19 protein-coding genes and 1 pseudogene are annotated in these 22,396 nt (G+C 73.0%); 11 read left to right on the forward strand and 9 right to left on the reverse strand.

The features are described from left to right. Positions 1-2: 2 nt before the first annotated feature. From ACTMS0_RS06025 to ACTMS0_RS06035, 3 genes are read right to left on the reverse strand one after another with little or no spacing between them, the layout of a single operon-like run. Entirely contained in the window at positions 3-764 is a 762-nt protein-coding gene (locus tag ACTMS0_RS06025; protein WP_441154105.1) for a metal ABC transporter ATP-binding protein, read from the reverse strand. Then, entirely contained in the window at positions 761-1,744 is a 984-nt protein-coding gene (locus tag ACTMS0_RS06030; RefSeq protein WP_441154106.1) for a metal ABC transporter substrate-binding protein, read from the reverse strand. The genes ACTMS0_RS06025 and ACTMS0_RS06030 overlap by 4 nt, the downstream gene beginning before the upstream one ends. A gap of 54 nt (positions 1,745-1,798) precedes the next feature. Then, positions 1,799-2,056, reverse strand: coding sequence for a hypothetical protein (locus tag ACTMS0_RS06035; RefSeq protein ID WP_441154107.1), 258 nt, complete (start codon positions 2,054-2,056; stop codon positions 1,799-1,801). A 26-nt stretch (positions 2,057-2,082) separates the two neighbouring features. On the opposite strand from ACTMS0_RS06035, the gene ACTMS0_RS06040 reads away from it, so the two are divergent. From ACTMS0_RS06040 to dusB, 4 genes are all read left to right on the forward strand, one after another. Then, positions 2,083-2,424, forward strand: coding sequence for an antibiotic biosynthesis monooxygenase family protein (locus ACTMS0_RS06040; RefSeq protein ID WP_441154108.1), 342 nt, complete (start codon positions 2,083-2,085; stop codon positions 2,422-2,424). Positions 2,425-2,553: 129 nt separating this feature from the next. Further along, entirely contained in the window at positions 2,554-3,027 is a 474-nt protein-coding gene (locus tag ACTMS0_RS06045) for an Rv0361 family membrane protein (RefSeq protein ID WP_441154659.1), read from the forward strand. 113 nt (positions 3,028-3,140) lie between these two features. Next, positions 3,141-4,520, forward strand: coding sequence for a glycine--tRNA ligase (locus ACTMS0_RS06050; protein WP_441154109.1), 1,380 nt, complete (start codon positions 3,141-3,143; stop codon positions 4,518-4,520). Between the two features lie 52 nt (positions 4,521-4,572). Next, positions 4,573-5,745 (forward strand): tRNA dihydrouridine synthase DusB, encoded by a 1,173-nt coding sequence (dusB, locus tag ACTMS0_RS06055; RefSeq protein WP_441154110.1) that lies wholly within the window; start codon positions 4,573-4,575, stop codon positions 5,743-5,745. 61 nt (positions 5,746-5,806) lie between these two features. Here the strand turns inward: dusB and ACTMS0_RS06060 are convergent, their stop codons facing one another. After that, on the reverse strand, positions 5,807-6,475 hold the full coding sequence (locus ACTMS0_RS06060) for a C39 family peptidase (RefSeq protein WP_441154111.1): 669 nt from the start codon (positions 6,473-6,475) through the stop codon (positions 5,807-5,809). Positions 6,476-6,980: 505 nt separating this feature from the next. After that, positions 6,981-8,748 (reverse strand): annotated as a pseudogene (locus ACTMS0_RS06065) (beta-N-acetylhexosaminidase); the annotation flags it as partial. Positions 8,749-9,024: 276 nt separating this feature from the next. On the opposite strand from ACTMS0_RS06065, the gene ppdK reads away from it, so the two are divergent. Then, entirely contained in the window at positions 9,025-11,733 is a 2,709-nt protein-coding gene (gene ppdK, locus ACTMS0_RS06070; protein WP_441154112.1) for a pyruvate, phosphate dikinase, read from the forward strand. A 49-nt stretch (positions 11,734-11,782) separates the two neighbouring features. Here the strand turns inward: ppdK and ACTMS0_RS06075 are convergent, their stop codons facing one another. Next, positions 11,783-12,247: a roadblock/LC7 domain-containing protein gene (locus tag ACTMS0_RS06075; RefSeq protein ID WP_441154660.1), complete on the reverse strand. Its 465-nt coding sequence runs from the start codon at positions 12,245-12,247 to the stop codon at positions 11,783-11,785. Between the two features lie 212 nt (positions 12,248-12,459). Here ACTMS0_RS06075 and ACTMS0_RS06080 point away from each other — a divergent pair, with 212 nt between their 5' ends. The 5 genes from ACTMS0_RS06080 (at position 12,460) to ACTMS0_RS06100 (ending at position 17,433) form a co-directional block, all read left to right on the forward strand. Continuing rightward, entirely contained in the window at positions 12,460-12,813 is a 354-nt protein-coding gene (locus tag ACTMS0_RS06080) for a VOC family protein (RefSeq protein WP_441154113.1), read from the forward strand. Then, positions 12,810-14,087: a deoxyguanosinetriphosphate triphosphohydrolase gene (locus ACTMS0_RS06085; protein WP_441154114.1), complete on the forward strand. Its 1,278-nt coding sequence runs from the start codon at positions 12,810-12,812 to the stop codon at positions 14,085-14,087. The genes ACTMS0_RS06080 and ACTMS0_RS06085 overlap by 4 nt, the downstream gene beginning before the upstream one ends. 15 nt (positions 14,088-14,102) lie before the next feature. After that, positions 14,103-14,939, forward strand: a complete 837-nt coding sequence (locus tag ACTMS0_RS06090; protein WP_441154115.1) for a siderophore-interacting protein — start codon at positions 14,103-14,105, stop codon at positions 14,937-14,939. A 61-nt stretch (positions 14,940-15,000) separates the two neighbouring features. Beyond that, complete coding sequence (gene dnaG / locus ACTMS0_RS06095; RefSeq protein WP_441154116.1) at positions 15,001-16,893, forward strand: DNA primase; 1,893 nt, start codon at positions 15,001-15,003, stop codon at positions 16,891-16,893. A 3-nt stretch (positions 16,894-16,896) separates the two neighbouring features. Further along, positions 16,897-17,433 (forward strand): hypothetical protein, encoded by a 537-nt coding sequence (locus tag ACTMS0_RS06100; protein WP_441154117.1) that lies wholly within the window; start codon positions 16,897-16,899, stop codon positions 17,431-17,433. Between the two features lie 4 nt (positions 17,434-17,437). Here the strand turns inward: ACTMS0_RS06100 and ACTMS0_RS06105 are convergent, their stop codons facing one another. Further along, complete coding sequence (locus ACTMS0_RS06105) at positions 17,438-18,457, reverse strand: TAXI family TRAP transporter solute-binding subunit (protein WP_441154118.1); 1,020 nt, start codon at positions 18,455-18,457, stop codon at positions 17,438-17,440. After that, positions 18,454-20,583 carry a TRAP transporter permease gene (locus tag ACTMS0_RS06110; protein WP_441154661.1) on the reverse strand — a complete coding sequence of 710 codons (2,130 nt, stop codon included), beginning with the start codon at positions 20,581-20,583 and terminating at the stop codon, positions 18,454-18,456. The genes ACTMS0_RS06105 and ACTMS0_RS06110 overlap by 4 nt, the downstream gene beginning before the upstream one ends. A 314-nt stretch (positions 20,584-20,897) precedes the next feature. On the opposite strand from ACTMS0_RS06110, the gene ACTMS0_RS06115 reads away from it, so the two are divergent. Next, positions 20,898-21,830, forward strand: coding sequence for an ABC transporter ATP-binding protein (locus ACTMS0_RS06115; RefSeq protein ID WP_441154119.1), 933 nt, complete (start codon positions 20,898-20,900; stop codon positions 21,828-21,830). Here ACTMS0_RS06115 and ACTMS0_RS06120 read toward each other — a convergent pair whose 3' ends face one another. Next, the gene (locus ACTMS0_RS06120) at positions 21,831-22,067 is read right to left on the reverse strand and encodes a flavin reductase (RefSeq protein ID WP_441154120.1); all 237 of its coding nucleotides are present in this window, start codon (positions 22,065-22,067) and stop codon (positions 21,831-21,833) included. Between the last annotated feature and the right edge of the window lie 329 nt (positions 22,068-22,396).

Here is a 22,396-nt window from a genome sequence, read left to right on the forward strand (position 1 = left end):
GCTCAGCTGCTCCAGAGCCCGGCGGGCTCGTCGGGACCGTGCGGGTGCACGTGGTCGTGGTCGGGGTCGGCGTGGTGCCCGGCCGGCTCGGGAACGGCGCCGTCGTGGGCGATCCCGCCCGCGTGCACGACGACGGCCCGGGAGATCAGCGGCCGCAGCGGCCCCAGCTCGTGCGCGACCAGCAGTACGGTGCCGCCACGGGCCACGAAGTCCTTGAGTGCGCCGGCGAACGCCTCCTGGCTCGCCGCGTCCACGCCGGCCGTCGGCTCGTCGAGGACCAGCAGCTCCGGTTGACCGGCCAGCGCGCGGGCGATCAGGGTGCGCTGCTGCTGGCCGCCGGAGAGGGTGGCCACCGGGTCACCGGCCCGGTCGGCCAGGCCCACCGATGCCAGTGCCGCGTCCACGGCTTCCCGGTCGGCGCGCCCCGGCGGGCGCAGGACGCCCCGGCGGGCCAGTCGGCCCGAGGCCACCACCTCGCGGACGGTGGCCGGTACGCCGCCGCCGGCACCGAGGCGCTGGGGGACGTACCCGATGCGGTGCCACTGCCGGAACCGCCGCACCGGGCGGTCGAAGAGGGTGATCGACCCCGAGCTGAGTGGGACCAGCCCGAGCACGGCGCGGATGAGCGTGGACTTGCCGGAGCCGTTGGCGCCGAGCACCGCGACCACCTCGCCGGCGGTCACGGTCAGCGAGACGTCACGCAGCACGGGGCGGCCGTCGTAGCCGACCACCCCGTGCGTGACGGTGATGACAGGGGATGTCACGAGCAGCTCAACGCCGTCCGCAGGGTCGCCAGGTTGGTGCGCATCACCGAAAGGTAGTCCCCGGTGTTGTCGCCGGACAGCCCCTCCAGCGGATCGAGCACGGCGGTCTTCGCGCCGACCTCGCCGGCGATGGTCTCGGCGACCTTCGGGCTGACCAGCGTCTCGAAGAAGATCGTCGTGGCCTTGTGCTCGCGGGCTTCCTCGGCGACCTCGGCGAGCCGCTGCGGCGACGGCTCGTCCTCCGGGCTCAGCCCGGTGACGCCGATCTGCTCCAGCCGGTAACGCTCGGCCAGGTAGCTGAAGGCGGTGTGGCTGACGACGATCTCGCGCCGCTGGCAGGTCTTCAGACCGGCGGTGAACTCCGCGTCGAGCTTCTCCAGCTCGGTGCGGAGGGCCCCCGCCCGCGCGGTGTAGTCGCCGGCACGGTCCGGGTCGGCTGTGCCGAGCCGCTCGGCGAGCTGGTCGCCGACGGCGGCCAGGCGGGTCGGGTCGAGCCAGAGGTGCGGGTCCTTGCCGCCGGTCTCCTCCTCGGCGTGCTCCTCGGCGCCCGGCGACTCCTCGGCGTGCCCCGCCTCGCCCTCGTGCCCGTGGTCGTGCCCACCGGCGGCGGCGTCGAGCAGCGGCTGCACGGTGGCGACGTCGAAGGCCTTGTCGGCCGCGTTCTGCTCGACGGCCTCGTCGACGGCGGGCTGGAAGCCCTTGAGGTAGACGACCAGTTCCGCCTGCGCGACCTCGCCGACCTGGCCCGGGTTGAGCTCCGCGTCGTGCGGCTCGGCACCCGGCTTCACGAGGTTGCTCACCGTGACGGCGCCGCCGCCGATCCGCTCGGCGAGGAACTGCAACGGGTAGAACGCGGCCACCACGTCGACCCGCTGGGGGTCGGCGCCGGCCTGGTCGTCGGAGCAGGCGGCGACGCCGCCGAGGGCCAGCAGGGCGGTCGCGGCGGCGGCGAGGGTACGCGGAGCGGAGCGGATGTTCATGACGTCAACTGTCCGCAACAACGATAATGATTGTCAAAAACGCATGAGTGCATGTCAGAGCAGCTTCACCAGGCCCGCCGTGACCAGCAGCGTCAGCACCAGCAGCCGGATCACCCGGGTCGGCGGCGTCTGCACCGCCCACGTGGTGACCAGCAGCGCGGCCATGCCCGCCGCGAGCGCCAGCGTGAGCAGCCCACCGACCACGCCCGGGGTGAAGAACGCGACCAGCACCAGCACCAGGGTGACCAGGAACACCGTCGTCGGGTTCGCCCGGGCCAACCGGGCCGCCAACCCGCTCTGCGTACGCTGCATCCCACAGACTCTACGAGGAGGACCCGGTGCTGGTGACCAACCGGTTCGTGGTCGAGGTCGATGTCGCCGACGACTTCACCGCCCGGGCGCACGCCGCCCTCGCCGCGCTCGCCGCCCGCCCCGGGTACCTGCGCGGCCAGTTGGTCCGCGCGCTCGACGACCCGCGGCACTGGTGCCTGCTCACCGAGTGGGAGTCGGTCGGCACCTACCGGCGCGCGCTCGGCGACTTCGACGTCAAGGTCACCGCGATCCCGCTGCTCGCCCGATCGGTGGACGAGCCGTCCGCGTACGAGGCGCTCGCCAGCGCCGCGCCCGGCGGCGAGGTGGTCGTGGCGGCGAGTGATCGCTCCGCCGGTCCTTACCGGTGAGCCCGCAAGCACTACATTGATCTCATGACCGCTCCCGGACCGGCCGCCTCCTCGCCGTACCCCTCGGTGCCCGGGCAGGAGGGCGGCGCGCACCCGCCGGTTGTGCCCGGCCCGCCGGCGCACCCGGGGATCCCCACCCCGCCGGCCGGTCCCGGTGTCGCGCCGCCGTTCGCCGCACCCCCCACCGAAGGTCGCAACACCCGGCTCTGGCTGGGGCTCGGCGCCGGCGCGCTCGCCCTGCTGCTGTGCTGCGGCGGCGGGGGCGCGGCCGTGATCGGGCTCGCCGTGACCGGTGTGCAGGCGGTCGAGGAACAGGGGCGCGCCGTCTCCACCGACTACTACCGCGCCCTGGTGGACCGGAAGTACGGTGCCGCCTACGACCGGTTGTGCGACGCGGCCCAGCGGCGGGAGTCGCGGCGGGAGTTCGAGCGGCGCGTGGCCGACGAGCCGCAGGTCGCGTCCTTCCGTGTCGGCGACGTCGACCCGAACACGCTGACCGTGCCCGTCGACGTGACCTTCACCGGCGGCGACCGCGACCGCCAGCAGGTGACCCTCGAACAGGACCGGCAGACCGGCGAACTGGAGGTGTGCGGGGTCAGCTGACCCGCCCCCGGTATTCTGCTGGGCTCGGGACGTCCCTGGTCGTACCGTTGTCCCGAACTGAACCGTTGCATCCACCGTGTCCCCGCCGACCTCCAGCCGGCGTAGGAGGAAACATGCCAGCCGACCGTATCGACGCCGTTGTCAGCCTCGCCAAGCGCCGGGGCTTCGTCTTTCCCTCGAGTGAGATCTACGGGGGCACCCGTTCGGCGTGGGACTACGGTCCGCTCGGCGTGGAGCTGAAGGAGAACGTCCGCCGGCAGTGGTGGAAGACCATGGTCCAGCAGCGCGACGACGTGGTGGGCCTCGACTCCGCGGTGATCCTGGCCCGGGACGTCTGGGCGGCCTCCGGCCACCTGGACGCCTTCGTCGACCCGCTGACCGAGTGCCAGTTCTGCCACAAGCGCTTCCGGGCCGACCACCTGGAGGAGGCGTACGAGGCGAAGCACGGCCACCCGCCGGCCTCGCTGGCCGAGCTGAACTGCCCCAACTGCGGCAACAAGGGCACCTTCACCGAGCCGAAGATGTTCAACGGTCTGATGAAGACCTTCCTCGGCCCGGTGGAGAGCGACGAGGGGCTGCACTACCTGCGGCCGGAGACGGCGCAGGGCATCTTCGTCAACTACAAGAACGTCGAGACGGTCGCCCGCAAGAAGCCGCCGTTCGGCATCGCGCAGACCGGCAAGTCGTTCCGCAACGAGATCACCCCGGGCAACTTCATCTTCCGCACGCGTGAGTTCGAGCAGATGGAGATGGAGTTCTTCGTCGAGCCGGGCACCGACGAGGGGTGGCACGAGTACTGGCTCCAGGAGCGCTGGAACTGGTACATCGACCTCGGCCTGTCCGAGACCAACCTGCGCTTCTACGAGCACCCGAAGGAGAAGCTCTCCCACTACTCGAAGCGCACCGTCGACATCGAGTACCGGTTCCAGTTCGGTGGCACCGAGTTCGCCGAGCTGGAGGGCATCGCCAACCGCACCGACTTCGACCTCTCCACGCACAGCAAGCACTCCGGCGTCGACCTGTCCTACTTCGACCAGACGAAGCAGGAGCGCTGGGTGCCGTACGTCATCGAGCCGGCCGCCGGCCTCACCCGCGCGGTGCTGGCGTTCCTGCTCGAGGCGTACGACGAGGACGAGGCGCCCAACACCAAGGGCGGCGTGGACAAGCGCACCGTGATGCGCTTCGACCCGCGCCTGGCCCCGGTCAAGGTGGCGGTGCTGCCGCTGTCGCGGAACGAGGCGCTGTCGCCCAAGGCGAAGGACCTCGCGGCGCAGCTGCGCAAGCGCTGGGTGGTGGAGTTCGACGACTCGCAGGCCATCGGCCGCCGCTACCGCCGCCAGGACGAGATCGGCACCCCGTTCTGCGTGACGGTCGACTTCGACACGCTGGACGACAACGCCGTGACCGTGCGGAACCGGGACACCATGGCCCAGGAGCGGGTCTCCCTGGACCAGGTGGAGCGGTACCTCATCGAGCGCCTCCCCGGCTGCTGAGCTGCGGGTACGGGCCCCGACCGGCGCCGGTCGGGGCCCGTACACTTGTGCGGTGACCACGACGACCGCTCCCGCGCTGCGCCCGTTGACGATCGGGCGGCACGAGGTGTGGCCGCCGGTGGTGCTCGCGCCGATGGCGGGCATCACCAACGTCGGGTTCCGCCAGCTCTGCCGGGAGCAGGGCGGCGGCATCTACGTCTGCGAGATGATCACGACGGTTGCGCTGGTCGAGCGCAACCCGAAGACCCTGCGCATGATCGCCTTCGGTTCCGAGGAGAGCCCGCGCAGCCTTCAGCTCTACGGCACCGACCCGGAGATCACCGCCGCCGCCGTGCGGATCGTCGTCGAGAAGAATCTCGCCGACCACATCGACCTCAACTTCGGCTGCCCGGTCCCCAAGGTCACCCGCAAGGGCGGCGGCTCGGCGCTGCCGTGGCGGCGCCGGCTCTTCGCCCGCCTGGTCAAGGCCGCGGTGGACGCCGCGTCACCCGCCGGGGTGCCGGTCACCGTCAAGATGCGCAAGGGCATCGACGACGACCACCTGACGTACGTCGAGGCGGGCCTCGCCGCCCAGGACGCCGGCGTCGCGGCGGTGGCCCTGCACGGGCGTACGGCGGCGCAGCGCTACTCGGGCACCGCCGACTGGGACGCCATCGCCACGCTCAAGGCGGCCCTCGACGTTCCGGTGCTCGGCAACGGCGACATCTGGGAGGCCGACGACGCGCTGCGGATGGTGGCGCACACCGGCGTCGACGGGGTCGTGGTGGGGCGCGGCTGCCTCGGCCGCCCGTGGCTCTTCGCCGACCTGGAGGCCGCGTTCAACGGCTCGCCGGAGCGGCGGCTGCCGACCCTGGGCGAGGTCGCGGCGACGATGCGGCGGCACGCGGAGTTGCTCGTCGAGCAGTTCACCGTCGGCGCCCGCAACGCCGCCCGGGGCGAGCGGGACGGCTGCACGGACTTCCGCAAGCACGTTGCCTGGTACCTGAAGGGCTTTCCGGTCGGCAGCGAGCTGCGCCGGTCCCTCGCCATGATTGAGAGCCTGGCCCAGTTGGACGACCTGCTCGGCAAGCTGGACCCGGCGGCGCCGTTCCCGGTGGAGACGCTGGGGCAGCCGCGCGGGCGCACCAACTCGCCGGGCAAGGTCTTCCTGCCCGACGGCTGGCTGGCCAGCCGCGACGACGACACCGTCCCCGAGGGCGCCGAGCTGGACGACTCCGGCGGCTGACCGCCTCGGCGTTCGTGGACGACAAAGGGCCGGCCCCGGGTGGGGGCCGGCCCTTCGTGTGTCAGGAGGTGCTGTAGCCGCGGGTGGCGATCCAGTCGGCCAGCGCCTCGGTGGTCATCCAGTACGAGGCGGTGTCCGGGTTCGCCGAGTCGGCGATCTTCACCTGCTTGGCGCCGTCCCGGTAGCCCACCACGCTGATGTAGTGGCCGCCCTCGAAGGAGTGCAGCCCACCGTCGATGTCGGTCGCGGTGCCGGCGATGTTCGCCACCACGGCGCGGCCCTCGTCGACGGTGCGCTTGACGTCCTTGCGCAGCTTGTTGGTCTGCTTCTCGTCGGCCCGGGCCTCGGAGATCTCGACGCTGCGGTAGACGTCCTTACCGGTCTCCTTGTTCAGCACCGGGGTGATGTCGTAGATGGAGTCGGTGCCGGCCTCGGTGGTGCCCATCCGCTCGGCCATGGCGTCGACGTCGACCGTCTTGCCCTGAACGGACAGGGCGTTGCGGGTGGCGGCCGGGCCGCAGTAGTAGAAGTTGGGCTGAGCCTGGTAGTCCACGGCCAGCTCTCGGTCGCCCTTGAGCTCGCCCATGAACCCGCCCGTGTGCTCGGCCTGGGCGGCCGGCTTGTCGTCGGCGTAGGCGGTGGGGATCAGGCCGGTGATCACGCCGCCGGTCACCGCGAGACCGGCGGCGGCCAGGACGGCCTTCCGGGTACGAAGGAAATCGGTACGCATGATGATCGAAGCCTCTCGCTCGGGGGTACGCGCGGCGGGCAAGGGGATGCACGTCGCCGGCGTCTGGGAAAGGTGTTCACGGAGCCCGGTGTCGCTCGGGCCGGGCGCCCGGCTGGGGGATGCCGCTCGGGCGTCCGAAGATGTAACCGCTCCGGGTGGCGGGCCATTCCGGCGCTCCCGTGCTCGCCTGGGCGGCGGTGCGGGGCCGGTAGGGGCGCGGCGGCGCCCCGGTCACGGTATGTACAACGGCCCGGCCGGCCCGCCGATTCCATCCCCCGCGTGGCCCCGGCCACCGGACGCCGCACGCAAACCGGTCAGTCGGGACACGGCGGAGACACGTCACGCGCGCCCGATTTCACCTCCGGCCGGTCCCGGCACTCGCGGCGCGCGGGCGCTGCGGGCGCCTGCGAGATCTTGGAAGATAACGGCCCCTGGAGGGGCCGAAAGCTTCCAAGATCTTCGCCCGCACCCGACCCCGGGGAGCGCTGGCAGGGCAGAACGGGCTCGTGTCAGGCGGTTGTGGTGGGGGCTCCCGTCTGGGTCGGGATGCGTGCGGTGGCGGGCTCGTCCGCCGGCCAGGGGATCTCCGGGGCGCGGTGGAAGGTTGTACCGGCTGCGGTCCACCGCCGGCCCTGACCGGCCAGCCGCTCGCGGAACGCCTCCCAGTCGTGCGTGGCGCGCGGCGACCAGCCCAGCTCGGCGAGGGCGGGCAGCCGGGGCAGGAGCATGAACTCGATCTCCGCCGGCGACGTGACCGACTCGGTCCAGAGCGGGGCCTCGACGCCGAGCACGGCTTCCGCCGGAACGTCGGCCACATGCGTCCCCGGATCCCAGTCGTACGCGCGCCGCACGTCGATCAGGCCGGCCCAGTCGTGCCCGATCGGCGTGTCCGGGGCGTACTTCATGTCCAGGTACGCGTGGTTGCCGGGGGAGAGGATCAGCCGGGCGCCGCGGCGTACGGCGTCGGCGGTCACCGGGTCGGCGCCGTCGGTGCCCCACCACTGGAGGACCCGCCCGTCGACGTGCGCCGCCGGGGCGAGCTGGTGCCAGCCCAGCACGGTCTTCCCGAGGCCCGCCACGATGCGCTGCACCCGCTCGACGAACCCGGTGTACGCCGTCCCCTTCACCTTGAAGGCCTCGTCCCCGCCCACGTGCAGGTACGGGCCGGGGGTGAGGGCGGCGACCTCGCCGAGCACGTCGGTGACGAAGTCGTACGTCCGCTCGTTGGCCGGGTCGACGTAGCTGAAGCCGACCTCGGTGCCGGTGTACGGCGGCGGCGCGACCCCGTCCGGCGTCAGCTCGGGGTACGCGGTCAGCGCGGCGTTGGTGTGCCCGGGCAGGTCGATCTCCGGGACGACGGTGATGTGCCGTTCGGCCGCGTACGCGACGATGCGCCGGTAGTCGGCCTTCGTGTACCAGCCGCCGGGGCTGCCGCCGACCGCCGTCGCGCCGCCGACCGTCGCCAGCCGGGGCCAGGAGTCGACCGCGATCCGCCAGCCCTGGTCGTCGGTGAGGTGCAGGTGCAGGTGGTTGAGCTTGTACCGGGCCAGGTGGTCGATCACCCGCAGCACGTCGTCCACGCCGAAGAAGTGGCGGGCGACGTCGAGCATCGCGCCGCGGTACGCGAACCGCGGCCGGTCGGTGATCGACCCGCCCGGCAGCACCCAGCGCTCCGCCACCGGAGTCGGGTTGTCGATCGCGGCCGGGAGGAGCTGCCGGAGGGTCTGCACGCCGTGCAGCAGACCGGCCGGGGTGGCGGCGCCGATCCGGACGCCGGACGGGGTCACGTCCAGGCGGTAGCCCTCGGGGCCGAGGCCGGGGTCGTCGTCGAGCACCAACGCGATGCCGCCGGCCGGTTCCGGGCGGGCCGCGTCGGTGACCGGCAGCGGGTAGCCCGTGGCCGGCCGCAGCAGGGCGGCCAGTTGCTCGCCGACAGCCAGCGCGGCGGCGTTGGTGCTGACCCGGACCGCCGCGTCGGCGGGGAGGACGAAGTCCCCCGCCGGGTCGGGCGTCACCTGCTCGGGAGCCGGCACCACGTCGCCCAGCCGAACCGGCGCCGGCGGGGCCAGCAGGTCCCCGGCTGCCCGGGCGGCCGCCCGGGCCAGCTCCGACGCCGCCGGCTGCTGGTCCGCCAGGACGGGCGGCACCGGGTCGGCGGGGCGGGCGGGCTCGTCGGCGCGGTGCGGCGCGGTCCCGGCGTCCAGCGGGTCCGGGGCGGCGGTGGGGGTGGACGACACGACGACGGCTCCGAGGGGTGTATTCGCGGCTGTTATGGCAAAAGTGAGGTTCACCGGATGCGGTGCCTCAAGAGTACGAGGGAGCCGGCAATTGCGTGATCCTGCGCGTGGAAGCGTTCCCAACAAACACCACGAACGCGGATGGTCGTGATAGCTGTGCCTATTGTCACCGAACGGTCCCAGGCCACTCGATGTTCGCTTAACCTTCGCCCACCGATCGGCATGTGCCCCGGGATTACCGATGGCCGGCCCCGGGGTATGTGGCAGCTGAACCTTCGTTAAGTGTCAATCCGGCGCGCGTGGGAGGCTCTGGTGGCAGCGCAAGAGACGGTCGATCACAAGTACGTCTACGACTTCGCCGAGGGCAACAAGGATCAGAAGGTCCTGCTCGGGGGCAAGGGCGCCAACCTGGCCGAGATGACCAACCTCGGCCTGCCGGTGCCGCCGGGCTTCACGATCACCACCGAGGCGTGCAAGGCGTACCTCGCCACCGGTGAGGAGCCCGCCGGGCTGGCCGACCAGATCAGCGCCCGCGTCGGGGCGCTGGAGGCGGCGATGGGCCGGAAGCTCGGCGACCCGGAGGACCCGCTGCTGGTCTCGGTACGCTCCGGCGCCAAGTTCTCGATGCCCGGCATGATGGAGACCGTCCTCAACGTCGGCCTCAACGACCGCAGCGTCGTCGGCCTCTCCGCGCAGGCCGGCGGCAACGACCGGTTCGCGTGGGACTCCTACCGCCGACTGATCCAGATGTTCGGCAAGACCGTCTGCGACGTGCCGGGCGAGGAGTTCGAGCACGCACTCGACGACGCCAAGCGCGCCAAGGGCACCACCAACGACCTCGACCTGGACGCCGACGACCTGCGCGGCCTGGTCGACGCGTACAAGAAGATCTTCAGCAAGCACACCGGCCGGGAGTTCCCGCAGGACCCGCGCGAGCAGCTCGACCTCGCGATCAAGGCGGTGTTCGAGTCGTGGAACGCCGAGCGGGCCGTGGTCTACCGGCGCCAGGAGCGCATCCCCGCCGACCTCGGCACCGCCGTCAACGTGGTGGCGATGGTGTTCGGCAACCTCGGGCCGGATTCCGGCACCGGTGTCGCCTTCACCCGCGACCCCGCCAGCGGCGCACAGGGCATCTACGGCGACTACCTCGCCAACGCGCAGGGCGAGGACGTGGTCGCCGGCATCCGCAACACCGTGCCGTTGCAGGAGCTGGAGAAGCTCGACAAGAAGTCGTACGACGAGCTGCTCGACTACATGGCCCGCCTCGAGGGGCACTACAAGGACCTCTGCGACATCGAGTTCACCATCGAGCGGGGCAAGCTCTGGATGCTCCAGACCCGGGTCGGCAAGCGCACCGCCGCGGCGGCGTTCGTCATCGCCGGGCAGCTCGTCGACGAGGGCCTCATCGACCTCGACGAGGCGCTGCACCGGGTCAACGGCGCCCAACTCGCGCAGCTGATGTTCCCGCGCTTCAAACTCGACCACGAGTTCCAGCCGGTCGCCAAGGGCATCGGCGCGTCCCCGGGCGCGGCCGTCGGCAAGGTGGTCTTCACCTCCGCCCGGGCGGTGGAGCTGGCCGGCGAGGGCGAGCAGGTGATCCTGGTCCGCCGGGAGACCAACCCCGACGACCTCAACGGCATGATCGCGGCGCAGGGCATCCTCACCTCGCGGGGCGGCAAGACCAGCCACGCGGCCGTGGTCGCCCGGGGCATGGGCAAGACCTGCGTCTCCGGCGCCGACGAGCTGGACATCGACATCCCCGGGCGGAAGTTCATCGTCGCCGGGCAGACCGTCCGCGAGGGCGACGTCGTGTCGATCGACGGCACCACCGGCAAGGTCTACCTGGGCGAGGTGCCGGTCATGCCGTCCGAGGTGGTGCAGTACTTCGAGGGCGAGCTGGACCCGGAGCAGACCGACGACCCGCTGGTGAAGGCCGTACACCGGATCATGACGCACGCGGACGCCAAGCGGCGGCTCGCGGTCCGGACGAACGCCGACACCGGCCCGGACGCCGCGCGGGCCCGGCGCTTCGGCGCCGAGGGCATCGGGCTCTGCCGCACCGAGCACATGTTCCTCGGCGACCGGCGGGAGCTGGTCGAGAAGCTGATCCTGGCCCGCACCGATGACGAGCGGGACTCCGCGCTCGCCGCGCTGCTGCCGTTGCAGCGGGCCGACTTCGAGGAGATCTTCCGCGAGATGGACGGCCTGCCGGTCACCGTCCGGCTCATCGACCCGCCGCTGCACGAGTTCCTGCCGCCGCTGGAGCAGCTCGCGGTGAACGTCGCCGTCGCCCAGGAGCGTGGCGAGGACGTGGCGAAGGAGGAGGCGCTGCTCGCTGCCGTACGGCGGATGCACGAGGAGAACCCGATGCTGGGCCTGCGCGGCGTCCGCCTCGGCCTGGTCATCCCCGGTCTCTTCGCCATGCAGGTCCGGGCGATCGCGGAGGCCGCGGTCACCGTCACCCGTGCCGGCGCGGTGGCCAAGCCGGAGATCATGGTCCCGCTGGTCGGCGCGGTGCAGGAGCTGGAGACGGTACGCGCCGAGGCCGAGAAGATCATCGCCGAGGTGGTCGGGGACAGCGGCGTCGAGGTGCTGATCGGCACGATGATCGAGGTGCCCCGGGCGGCGCTGACCGCCGGCCAGATCGCCGAGGCGGCGCAGTTCTTCTCCTTCGGCACCAACGACCTGACCCAGATGGCCTGGGGCTTCTCCCGTGACGACGTGGAGGGCGCGTTCTTCTGGCGCTACCTGGAGCTCGGCATCTTCGGCATCTCACCGTTCGAGTCGATCGACCGGGACGGTGTCGGCCGGCTGGTCCGGATCGCCGCCGAGGAGGGCCGTGCGGCCCGGCCCGGGCTGAAGCTCGGCGTCTGCGGCGAGCACGGCGGTGACCCCGAGTCGGTGCACTTCTTCCACGAGGTGGGGCTGGACTACGTCTCGTGCTCGCCGTTCCGCGTGCCGGTCGCCCGGCTGGAGGCGGGGCGCGCGGTCGTGGAGACCACCGGCTCCGACAGCCGCTGACGGAGGTGTGACGCGATGGCGGGCCCGCGCCGGGCCCGCCATCGCCGGGTCAGCGGATCGGCGGCCGGCGCCAGGTGTGGTGCGTCGTCCGGCGCGGCAGCGTCGTCATCGGCGTGCGGTGTGCGAGCGGGGCGTGCGCGTCGGGCGTCGCGGCGCGGGGCCGCGCGTCCAGTGCCGAACCGGCCCGGTGGGCCACCTCCCGGGCCTCGGCGTGCAGCCCCTCCAGGTCGTCGGTGGCGTCGGCGACGAGCGTGAGCAGTGCGTCGCGCCCGGCCGGGTACGTCACGACGGTGCCGCTCGCGGTGCGGACCAGCGTCTCCTGGAAGGCGCCGCGCCGCGCCGTGACCGCCACCCGGCTCGCCACGCCGAAGCCGGCCGCCGCGAGCGCCGCCAGGTGGGTGGCGTCCGTCCCGGGCAGGTCGCTGCCGATCACCAACCCGTCGGTCCCCGCGAGCACCGCGCCGGCCACCTCCGGGCGGCGGCGCCGCAACCGGAGCAGTTCCGTACCCACCATCGTGTCCACGTCCACGAGAGTCCCTCTCCCCGCCCGTCGGGCCGGCTGGTTGGTGACGTTCCGCATCGGGGACGTTACCGCCAGCCCACCTTCGCCCGCGATCCCGTAACCGTCGGCGATCGGTCGACAACTCAGACTGAACGGGGGTTGCGCTGCGCGCCGCCGCCTGTCGCCGCTGCGCCGGCGGATGTCCTGCGGCGTAACCTGTCGGGATGAGCAGCGCCTGGGAGAGCCTCACCATCGATGCCCATGATCCGGCCCGACTGGCCCGCTGGTGGGCCGAGGCACTGGGCTACCAGGTGGTCACGGAGAAGCCGGACGAGGTGGAGATCCGGCAGGCGCCCGACCGGTTGCCCGGCATCGTGTTCGTCCCGGTGGCGGGTGGCAAGGAGAGCAAGAACCGGCTCCACATCGACCTGCGTCCGGACGACCAGGAGGCGGAGGTCGAACGACTGGTGGACATGGGCGCCCGGCACGTCGACGTCGGCCAGGGCGGCGTGGGGTGGACGGTGCTGGCCGACCCGGAGGGCAACGAGTTCTGCGTCCTGCGGCAGCGTGGGGGGTGACCACCCCGGATCCGGACGCGCGGCGGTGGGTCGACGAGCCGCCGAAGGACAGCGGGTACGGCCGCACGGCGTACGAGCGGGACCGAGCCCGGGTGCTGCACTCGGCGGCGTTCCGCCGGCTTGCCGCCAAGACCCAGGTGCACATGGCCGGCACCGACGACTTCCTGCGGACCCGGCTGACGCACTCCCTGGAGGTCGCCCAGATCGCCCGGGAGATGGGGGCGCGGCTGGGCTGCGACCCGGACGTGGTGGACACCGCCGGGTTGGCGCACGACCTGGGGCACCCGCCGTTCGGGCACAACGGTGAGGACGCGTTGGACGTCCTCGCCGCCCCGTGCGGCGGCTTCGAGGGCAACGCGCAGACGCTGCGCGTCCTCACCCGGCTGGAGGCGAAGGTCATCGGCCCGGACGGCGCCTCCGCGGGGCTGAACCTCACCCGGGCCTCCCTCGACGCGGTCAGCAAGTACCCGTGGGCCCGGCGGCCGGGCGAGCGCAAGTTCGGCGTGTACGCCGACGACCGGCCGGTCTTCGACTGGCTGCGGGCCGGCGCCCCGGACGGGCGGTGCTGCCTGGAGGCGCAGGTGATGGACTGGGCCGACGACGTCGCGTACTCGGTGCACGACGTCGAGGACGGCATCCACGGCGGGTACGTGACACTGCACCCGCTGCTGGTCGACGCCGACGAGCGGGCCGCGCTCTGTGCCGACGTGGCGGCCACGTACTCCGGCGAGTCCCCGGCCGACCTCGCGGAGGTGCTGGTCGACCTGCTCGCCGACCCGGCGCTCGCGCCCCTGGCCGGCTACGACGGCAGCCACCCGGCGCAGGCCGCCCTGAAGGCGACCACCAGCGTGCTGACCGGGCGGTTCGTCTCCGCGGCGGTGGCCGCGACGCAGGAGCGGTCCGGCCCCGGCCCGCACCGCCGCTACGCCGCCGACCTGGTCGTGCCCCGCGAGATCCGCGCGCGGTGCGCCCTGCTCAAGGGCATCGCCCTGCGGTACGTGATGCGCCGCCCCGGCTCGCGGGACCGCTACGAGCGGCAGTGGCGGATCCTCACCGAGCTGGTGGCCGTCCTGGCCGACCGGGCACCGGACGCGCTGGACGTGGTCTTCGCGCCGCTGTGGCGGGCCGCCCCGGACGACGCGGCCCGGCTGCGCGTGGTGATCGACCAGGTCGCGTCGCTGACCGACCCGGCGGCCGTGGAGTGGCACGCCCGGCTGGTCGGCGGCGGCCGGACCGCTGACGGCGACCCCCGGTGGGCGGGCCGCGCAACTTAGGCTAGCCTAACTCGCATGACGGAGCGCCCGAAGAAGGTCACGTCCGCTCGGGTCGTCCGGACCGGGCGGCCCACCCCGCACCTGGTCCGGCTGGTGCTCGGCGGCGACGAGCTGGCCGGCCTGCCGGTGGGCGAGTTCACCGACCACTACATCAAGATCCTCTTCCCGGTGCCCGGGGTGGCGTACCCCGAGCCGATGGACCTGGCCGCGATCCGTCGAGACCTGCCGCCCGCGCAGTGGCCCCGGCTGCGCGCGTACACCGTGCGAGCCTTCGACCCCGTCGCGGGCGAGCTGACCGTCGACATCGTGCACCACGGCGACGAGGGGCTCGCCGGGCCCTGGGCGGCCGCACTGCGCCCCGGCGACCCGGTGCGCTTCGTCGGCCCCGGTGGCGCGTACGCCCCCAGCCCCGACGCCGACTGGCACCTGCTGGTCGGCGACGAGAGCGCCCTGCCGGCCATCGCCGCCGCGCTGGAGCGGCTGCCCGCCGGCGCGCCGGCCACCGTCCTCGTCGAGATCAGCGGCCCGGCGGAGGAGCAGCCCCTGCCCAGCCCGGGTGCCGTCGAGCTGACCTGGCTGCACCGCGGCGACCGGCCGGTCGGAGAGGCGCTCGTCGCGGCGGTCCGCGCGCTGGACTTCCCGTACGGGGACGTGCACGCCTTCGTGCACGGCGAGGCGACCTTCGTGAAGGAGCTGCGCCGGCTGCTGCGCGTCGAGCGCGGCATCCCCCGCGAGCGGCTCTCCATCTCCGGCTACTGGCGGCGCGGGCTGGACGACGAGGGCTGGCGGGCCAGCAAGCCGGACTGGAACCGCCAGGTCGAGGTCGAGGAGTCCACCGCCCTCGCCGCCTGACACCGCGGTGGTCGCCACACCGGCGTCCCCCGGCGGCGGAACGTCGGCCGGGCAGGGCAGGATGTACGGCGAGGAGGTGGCGGTCATGGCGGGGCGGATCCGGGACGAGGACATCGCGCTGGTCCGCGAGCGCACGTCGATCGCCGACGTCATCTCCGAGACGGTCACCCTCCGGTCCGCCGGCGGCGGCAACCTGAAGGGGCTCTGCCCGTTCCACGACGAGAAGAGCCCCTCGTTCAACGTCTCGCCCGCCCGCAACGTCTGGTACTGCTTCGGCTGCGGCGCCGGCGGCGACGCCATCAAGTTCCTGATGGACGCCGAGCACCTCAGCTTCGTCGAGTCCGTCGAGCGCCTCGCCGCGCGCGCCGGCCTGCAGCTGCGGTATGTCGAGAGCGACCACTCCGCGCCGCGTTCCCGCCCCCAGCAGGGGCAGAAGCAGCGGCTCGTCGCCGCCCACGCCGCCGCCGTCGAGTTCTACCGGGCCCAGCTCACCACGCCCGGCGCCCGGCCGGCCCGCGAGTTCCTGGCCCGGCGCGGCTTCGACCGGGCCGCCGCCGAGCGGTACGGCTGCGGCTTCGCTCCCGACGGGTGGGACCTGCTGACGAAGCACCTGCGCCAGCAGGGCTTCACCCACGACGAGCTGGTCACCGCGGGGCTGTCCCGGCCGGCGCGCTCGGGCAGCCTGATCGACCGGTTCCGCCGCCGCCTGCTCTGGCCGATCCGCGACCTGACCGGCGACGTCATCGGTTTCGGCGCCCGCAAGCTCTTCGACGACGACGACGGCCCGAAATACCTGAACACCCCCGAGACGCCGATCTACAAGAAGTCGCACGTCCTCTACGGCATCGACCAGGCCAAACGGGAGATCGCCAAGCAGGGCAAGGTGGTCGTGGTCGAGGGCTACACCGACGTGATGGCCTGCCACCTCGCCGGGGTGCCGACCGCCGTGGCGACCTGCGGCACCGCGTTCGGCGCGGACCACATCGGCGTGCTGCGCCGGCTGCTCCTCGACACCGACGCGGTGGCCGGCGAGATCATCTTCACCTTCGACGGGGACGCGGCCGGCCAGAAGGCGGCGCTGCGCGCGTTCGACGACGACCAGCGCTTCGTCGGGCGTACGTTCATCGCCGTCAGCCCGGACAACATGGACCCGTGCGAGCTGCGCCTGGCCAAGGGCGACCTCGCGGTCCGCGACCTGGTCGCGCGCCGCGAGCCGCTGGTCGACTTCGCGCTGCGGCACATGATCAGCCGGTACGACCTGGACACCGTCGACGGCCGCGTGGAGGCGATGCGCCGGGCCGCGCCGCTGGTCGCCAAGATCAAGGACCGGGAGAAGCGTCCGGAGTACGTCCGCAAGCTGGCGGGTGACCTCGGCATGGAGATCGAGCCGGTGCAGCGGGCCGTGCTGGCGGCCGGAAACGCGCCGCCGCAGGGCCGGGGCGACGCCCCGCCGCGTCCCGCCCCCGCCGAGCCGGCGGTGGACAGCCCGCGGTCGATGGTCGAGCGGGAGGCGCTGAAGCTGGCCCTCCAGGTGCCGGTGCTCGCCGGGCCGATGTTCGACGCGGTCGAGGCCCCGGAGTACCGGCACCCCGTGCACGTGGCGGTCCGGGCGGCGGTCGCCGCGGCCGGCGGGGCGGCGGCGGCCACCGGCGGTGCGGTGTGGATCGAGTCGGTCCGGGACGCCTGCGACGACCTCGCCGCCAAGGCGCTGGTCGGCGAGCTGGCCGTGGAGCCGCTGCGCATCGACGGCGAGCCGGACCTGCGCTACGTCTCGGTGACGATGGCCCGCCTGCAGTGGGGCTCGGTGACCGGCCGGATCCGGGACCTGAAGTCGAAGATCCAACGGATCAACCCGGTCAGCAACAAGGACGAGTACTTCGCCGCCTTCGGCGAGCTGCTGTCGCTGGAGCAGCACGCCCGGGCGCTGCGCGAACAGGCCGCGGGAGGGCTGTAGAGCATGACACTGTTCCGCCGCCGGCCGAAGCTGCCGCCGGCCGACCGCCCGCCGCTCGCACCCGACGAGCGCGTGCTCGCCTGGGCCGCCGCCGGCAACGGCGAGGGCGACGGCGTGCTGGTCGCCACCAACCTCGGGCTCTGGCTGCCGGGCCGCGGGCACCGCATCGGGTGGCACGACATCCTCAAGGCGGTCTGGTCCGGCCGGGAGCTGACGGTCACCCCCGCCGAGCACGTCGCCGAGCGCGACGGCTACCTGGTGGTCGCCGACTGCCCGGCCGAGACGTACCTGCTGCTCGACCCGGGCGACCTGCCACACCAGGTGCGGGCCCGGGTCACCCGCTCGGTGGCGTACACCGAGGCACACCCGGTGCCCGGCGGTGCGGGCCGGATCGCCGCGCGCCGGACGCCCGGCGCCGACGGTCTGACCTGGACCGTCCGCTTCGAGCCGGGCACCCCGGCCGACGACCCGGAAGTGGTGGCGGAGACCGATCGCCTGGTCGCTGCCGCCCGGGCCGCCACCACTCCCACCGACACCTGACCGGTCAGCTTCCGCCGAGCTCCTGGAGTGCCTTCTCCGCGCCGCGGTGCAGCGGTACGGGGTCGGTGTTGCGGGCGTTCTCCAGGCTGATGCCCTTGGCCGCCGGGTTGGCCTGGGCGAGGGCGTCCTTCTTCTGGAACACCGTCCGGGTGATGGCGCAGGCCACGTTCGCGTTGAGGTCCTTGCGGACCAGCAGCACGTTCGGGACCACGATGGTCGGGGTGTCCGCCGGGGTCCTGTAGACGTCCGCGCCGATCGTCCCGGCCTGGTAGGCGGGGTTCAGCTCGGCCATCTTGGGCAGCAGCGGGGTGATGTCGATGAACTTCACCTTGTCGCCGGCCGTGGTGAACAGGTCGGTCACCCCGCCGGTCGGCACTCCGCCGGACCAGAAGAAGCCGTCGATGCTGCCGTCCTTCATCCCGTCCACGGTCTTGGTCAGGTCCAGCCGCTGGGCCTGGATGTCCTTGGCCGGGTCCAGGCCGGCGGCCTCCAGCAGGCGGTTGGCGATGACCTCGGTGCCGGACTTCGGCGAGCCGGTGGAGATCTTCTTGCCCTTCATGTCGGCGACCGAGGCGATCCCCGCGTCCGCCCGTACGACCACCTGTGTGTAGTTGTCGTAGATCCGGGCCAGCGCCTCGACCTGCTGCGGCGAGCTGAAGCTGCCCTTGCCCTGCACCGCGTTGACCGCCGTGTCGAACAGCGAGAAGGCGACGTCGTACTGGCCGGCGACGAGCTGCTCGATGTTCTGCACCGAGGCGCCGGTCTCGGCCGCCGTGCCGGTCAGCTTGCCGCCGGTCGCCTCGCCGAGCTGGCCGGCGAGGGCGTTGCCGACCACGTAGTAGACGCCGGTGGCGTTCCCGGTCGCGATGCCCACGCGGGTGTTCTCGGTGACCTCGCAGGTGATCTCGCTGCCCGCGTCGTCCCGGGTCGCGCCGTCCTGCCGGCCCCCGCAACCGGCGGCCCCCGCCGCGACGAGGGTCAGCGCGCCCATGCCCGCCGCGATCCGCACGTTGATCCGTCTCACTGTTTCTCCTCCCGTGAGTTCACCCGTGGTCCTGCTGACGGCCCACCGGTCCGGCCGGCGGATCCGCGTCGTACGAGCACACCCGCCACCATGGCGGCGGCCAGCACGGCGCCGACGGTGACGGGTACGGGTTCGAACCAGAGCAGCGCCACTCCGGCGAGCGCGCCGAGGACGCGCTCCGGTGTGCCGGCCGGCCCGACGCCGGGCAGCCACCCGCCGGCCGCCACCGCCAGGACGGTGACGCTGAGCGCGGCGACCGCCCCGGCCACGGCGATCCGTTCCGGCCCCCCGATGCCGAGCAGCCCGAGGCCGGTCGGAGTGATCACGAAGGCGAGGGGGATGAGATAGGCCGGCAGCGCGTACCGCAGGGTCTGCCACATGGTCGGCACGAGCCGGCCCCCGGTCACCGCGGCGGCGGCGACCGCCGCGAGCGCGGTCGGCGGGGACGCCTCGGACAGCACCGCGAAGTAGAAGACGAACATCGCCGCGGCCGGGGCGGCAACCCCCAGGTCCAGCAGCGCCGGACCGATGATCACCCAGCCGATCACGAAGGAGGCGGTGACCGGCACGGCCAGCCCGAGCAGGCTCAGCGCGACGGCGGCGAGGAGCGCGGTGAGCGCCAGCACCACGGCCGGGTCCGAGCTGACCGCCTCGGCTCCGCCGACCAGCAGCGCCGCCGCCTGCGGGCCGAGACCGGTCTTGGTGGTGGTCGCCGTGATGATGCCCGCCGCGGCGCACACCGCGGTCACCGCGAGTACGCCGCGCACGCCGGTGCTGAGCGCGGAGAGCAGCCGGGCCGGGGTGAGCCGGTGCCGGCGGTCCAGGAAGGACAGCACGGCGGCCAGCACGGTCGCCGCCACCACGGCCTTCGTTGCCGAGAAGCCGACGGCGAGCAGACCGACGATCACGAAGAGGGAGAGGAAGTGGTAGCCGAACCGGGCCAGCAGCCGCCCGGCGGAACCGGTCTCGATCACCACCGGCCGCACTCCGGAGCGCCGGGCGTCGATCTCCACCGACAGCAGGATGCCGAGGTAGTAGAGCAGCGTCGGGACCGTCGCCCAGCCGAGCACCTGGAGGTACGAGACCCCGAGGTACTCGGAGATGATGAAGGCGGCCGCGCCGAGGGTGGGTGGGGAGAGGATCGCCCCGACGCCGGCGGCGGCCAGCATGCCGCCCGCCCGTTCGGCCGGGTAACCGGCTCGGCGCAGGATCGGCCAGGTCACCGCGCCGATGCTGACCGTCGTCGCCGCGCCGGACCCGGAGACGGTGCCGAGCAGGAAACCGGAGGCGACGGCGGTGCGCCCGGCGGCGGTGCGGGAGCGGCGGAACGCGGCGGCGGACAGCTCCACGAAGAACCGTCCGGCCCCGGAGAGGTCCAGCACCGCGCCGTAGATGGTGAAGAGCACGATGTACGTGGCCGCGACGTCGAGCGGGGTACCGTAGAAGCCGCTGTCGGAGTTGTAGAACGCGGCCACCAGTTGGGCGAAGTCGAGCCCCGCGTGGGCCACCGGCCACGACTGCGGCAGCAGGCCGCCGTAGTAGCCGTAGCCGAGGAACACCAGGCAGACGGCGGGCAGGATCCAGCCGGTCGTACGCCGGCACGCCTCCAGCAGCAGGAGCAGGAGCGCGGTGCCCATCGCCACGTCGAGGGGCGCCGGCAGGCCCTGCCGGTCGAGGAAGGCGTCGTACCCGCCACCGCCGGCACCGACACTGATCGGCAGCACCGGGTACAGGCAGGTGACCACCGCGACGGCGGCTAGGACCCAGTCGGGGACGGTCGGTCGGGCCCGGGACGGCTCCGTCGCGTCGACCGGTGCCGGTCCGGGGTTCGTCTCAGGGCGACGCCGGGGGAGCCGTAGGTCGGCGGGATAGGCCAGGAACACTACCGGCAGCACGCCGGCCAGGAACAGGATCAGGTAGTACTTGCTGCCCTGGGGGAGCGGATCGAAGACCTGCCAGAGCGCGAGCAGCGCGATCGCCAGCGTCGTACCGGTGACCAGAACGCCGACCGGACCGGAAAGGACGCGTCCCGGTTTCTCGTCCTCGAAATGGGCGGCGAGGTCCCGCACGTCCCGCCCGTCGGCGGCGTGGATCGCCGAGTCGCCCGGCTCCCGCGGCAGCGGCACCTGGCCGCCGTCCACGGCTGCTGCCGTCTCTCCCGGGCCGGGGTGCGGCTCCGCGGTGGAGCCGTCAGAGGAACGTACTGCTGACACGGCGGGACGATACGCGAATCCCGTACGTCGCGGAACATTGTCGACGGTGATTTCGCCGGGCGGTGACGATGTCCTTCAACCGCCCGCGGAACCGTCAATCGCGTTCGGGTCGGCGAGCGGGACGCAGTGGCGCCCGGCGATGTCCGTCCGCCCGGCGCATCGAGGGCCACCTGTCCGGGCGTCCGAAACCGTTCGAAGCTGTCGGACCCCGCCGGTATGGTCGGCCCGTGACCATGGCTCAACCACTCATCCAGGCGCGGGGGCTGGTGAAGCGGTTCGGCGACTTCACCGCCGTCGACGGCATCGACGTGGAGGTCCGCGCCGGCGAGGCGTTCGGCTTCCTCGGCCCCAACGGCGCCGGCAAGTCGTCCACCATGCGCATGATCGGCTGCATCTCGCCGCCCAGCGGCGGGGAGCTGCGCATCCTGGGCATGGACCCGGTGCGCGACGGCACGGCCATCCGGGCCCGGCTCGGCGTCTGCCCCCAGCTCGACAACCTCGATCCCGAGCTGACCGTCCGGGAGAATCTGACGACCTACGCGCGCTACTTCGGCATCCCGCGCCGGGTGGCCCGGGATCGCGCCGCCGAGCTGCTCGACTTCGTGCAGCTCGCCGAGCGGGCCGACAGCAAGGTCGAGCCTCTCTCCGGCGGCATGAAGCGCCGGCTCACCATCGCCCGGGCGCTGGTCAACGAGCCGGAGATCGTGCTGCTCGACGAGCCGACCACCGGCCTCGACCCGCAGGCCCGGCACCTGGTGTGGGAGCGGCTGTTCCGCCTCAAGCAGCAGGGCGTCACGCTGGTGCTCACCACGCACTACATGGACGAGGCCGAGCAGCTCTGCGACCGCCTCGTCGTCATGGACGGCGGGCGCATCGTCGCCGAGGGGTCGCCCCGGTCGCTCATCGAGCAGCACTCCACTCGTGAGGTGGTCGAGCTGCGCTTCGCGGCCGAGTCCCAGGAGGCGTTCGCCGGCAAGCTCGACGGGCTGGGGGAGCGGGTCGAGGTGCTGCCCGACCGGATCCTGCTCTACGTCGCCGACGGCGACGCGGCGGTTGGCGAGGTGGCCGCGCTCGGCCTGCACCCGGTCAACGTGCTGGTCCGGCGCAGCAGCCTGGAGGACGTCTTCCTCCACCTCACCGGCCGCACCCTGATCGACTGATCAACGGGCTCGCGCCCAGGTCAAGAATCGGTCGGTCAGCGCCGCCGGCGGGATCTGGCCGTTCAGGTCGGTCATGGCCTCGACCATGAGCGTGCCGAGGTAGATGAGCAGGCCGGTCCGGTTCTCGCGGTACTCGCCGAGCAACCCCAGCCGGGCCGGCGAGCACGGCCACGCGGCGCCGCACACCCGGCACCGCCAGGACGGGCGCGCCGCGACGTGCGGGCGGTAGCGCGGCATCAGCGCGGGCCCTCCGTACACGACCAGCGGCCACCGTTGGCCCGCCACTCCTGTGCGCGGGTCAGCCGTCCCGGGCGACCCGGGCCGTAGGTCGGGAAGATCTCCGTCGGGGCGATCGCCCACGCCGGGCGTTCGTTCGGCGTACGGCGAGGCAGCGGGATGGGTGGCGTCGCGGGCGGGGCCGGCGGCGCCGGGCGCGGGCAGCGCCAGAACCTGAGTCGCATGGAGCCTCCGTCGGGGTGGGAAGGGGGCGCCGACGCACCTCGTTGTGCACGGGCGCCCCCGGCCTGGTTCCGCCCGCCGTCCGATCCCGTGAGCGGTTCCGCTGC

This window comes from Micromonospora sp. H33 (assembly GCF_052068455.1).
Taxonomy (GTDB): domain Bacteria; phylum Actinomycetota; class Actinomycetes; order Mycobacteriales; family Micromonosporaceae; genus Micromonospora.

Bases quoted from the DNA above. Each gene is read 5' to 3' on its own strand.
- ACTMS0_RS06120 (WP_441154120.1), bottom strand. From the start codon at position 22,067: ATGCCGCGCTACCGCCCGCACGTCGCGGCGCGCCCGTCCTGGCGGTGC.
- ACTMS0_RS06090 (WP_441154115.1), top strand. From the start codon at position 14,103: ATGACGGAGCGCCCGAAGAAGGTCACGTCCGCTCGGGTCGTCCGGACC.
- ACTMS0_RS06060 (WP_441154111.1), bottom strand. From the start codon at position 6,475: ATGCGTACCGATTTCCTTCGTACCCGGAAGGCCGTCCTGGCCGCCGCC.
- ACTMS0_RS06050 (WP_441154109.1), top strand. From the start codon at position 3,141: ATGCCAGCCGACCGTATCGACGCCGTTGTCAGCCTCGCCAAGCGCCGG.
- ACTMS0_RS06030 (WP_441154106.1), bottom strand. From the start codon at position 1,744: ATGAACATCCGCTCCGCTCCGCGTACCCTCGCCGCCGCCGCGACCGCC.
- ACTMS0_RS06075 (WP_441154660.1), bottom strand. From the start codon at position 12,247: ATGGTGGGTACGGAACTGCTCCGGTTGCGGCGCCGCCGCCCGGAGGTG.
- ACTMS0_RS06035 (WP_441154107.1), bottom strand. From the start codon at position 2,056: ATGCAGCGTACGCAGAGCGGGTTGGCGGCCCGGTTGGCCCGGGCGAAC.
- dnaG (WP_441154116.1), top strand. From the start codon at position 15,001: ATGTACGGCGAGGAGGTGGCGGTCATGGCGGGGCGGATCCGGGACGAG.
- ACTMS0_RS06080 (WP_441154113.1), top strand. From the start codon at position 12,460: ATGAGCAGCGCCTGGGAGAGCCTCACCATCGATGCCCATGATCCGGCC.
- ACTMS0_RS06100 (WP_441154117.1), top strand. From the start codon at position 16,897: ATGACACTGTTCCGCCGCCGGCCGAAGCTGCCGCCGGCCGACCGCCCG.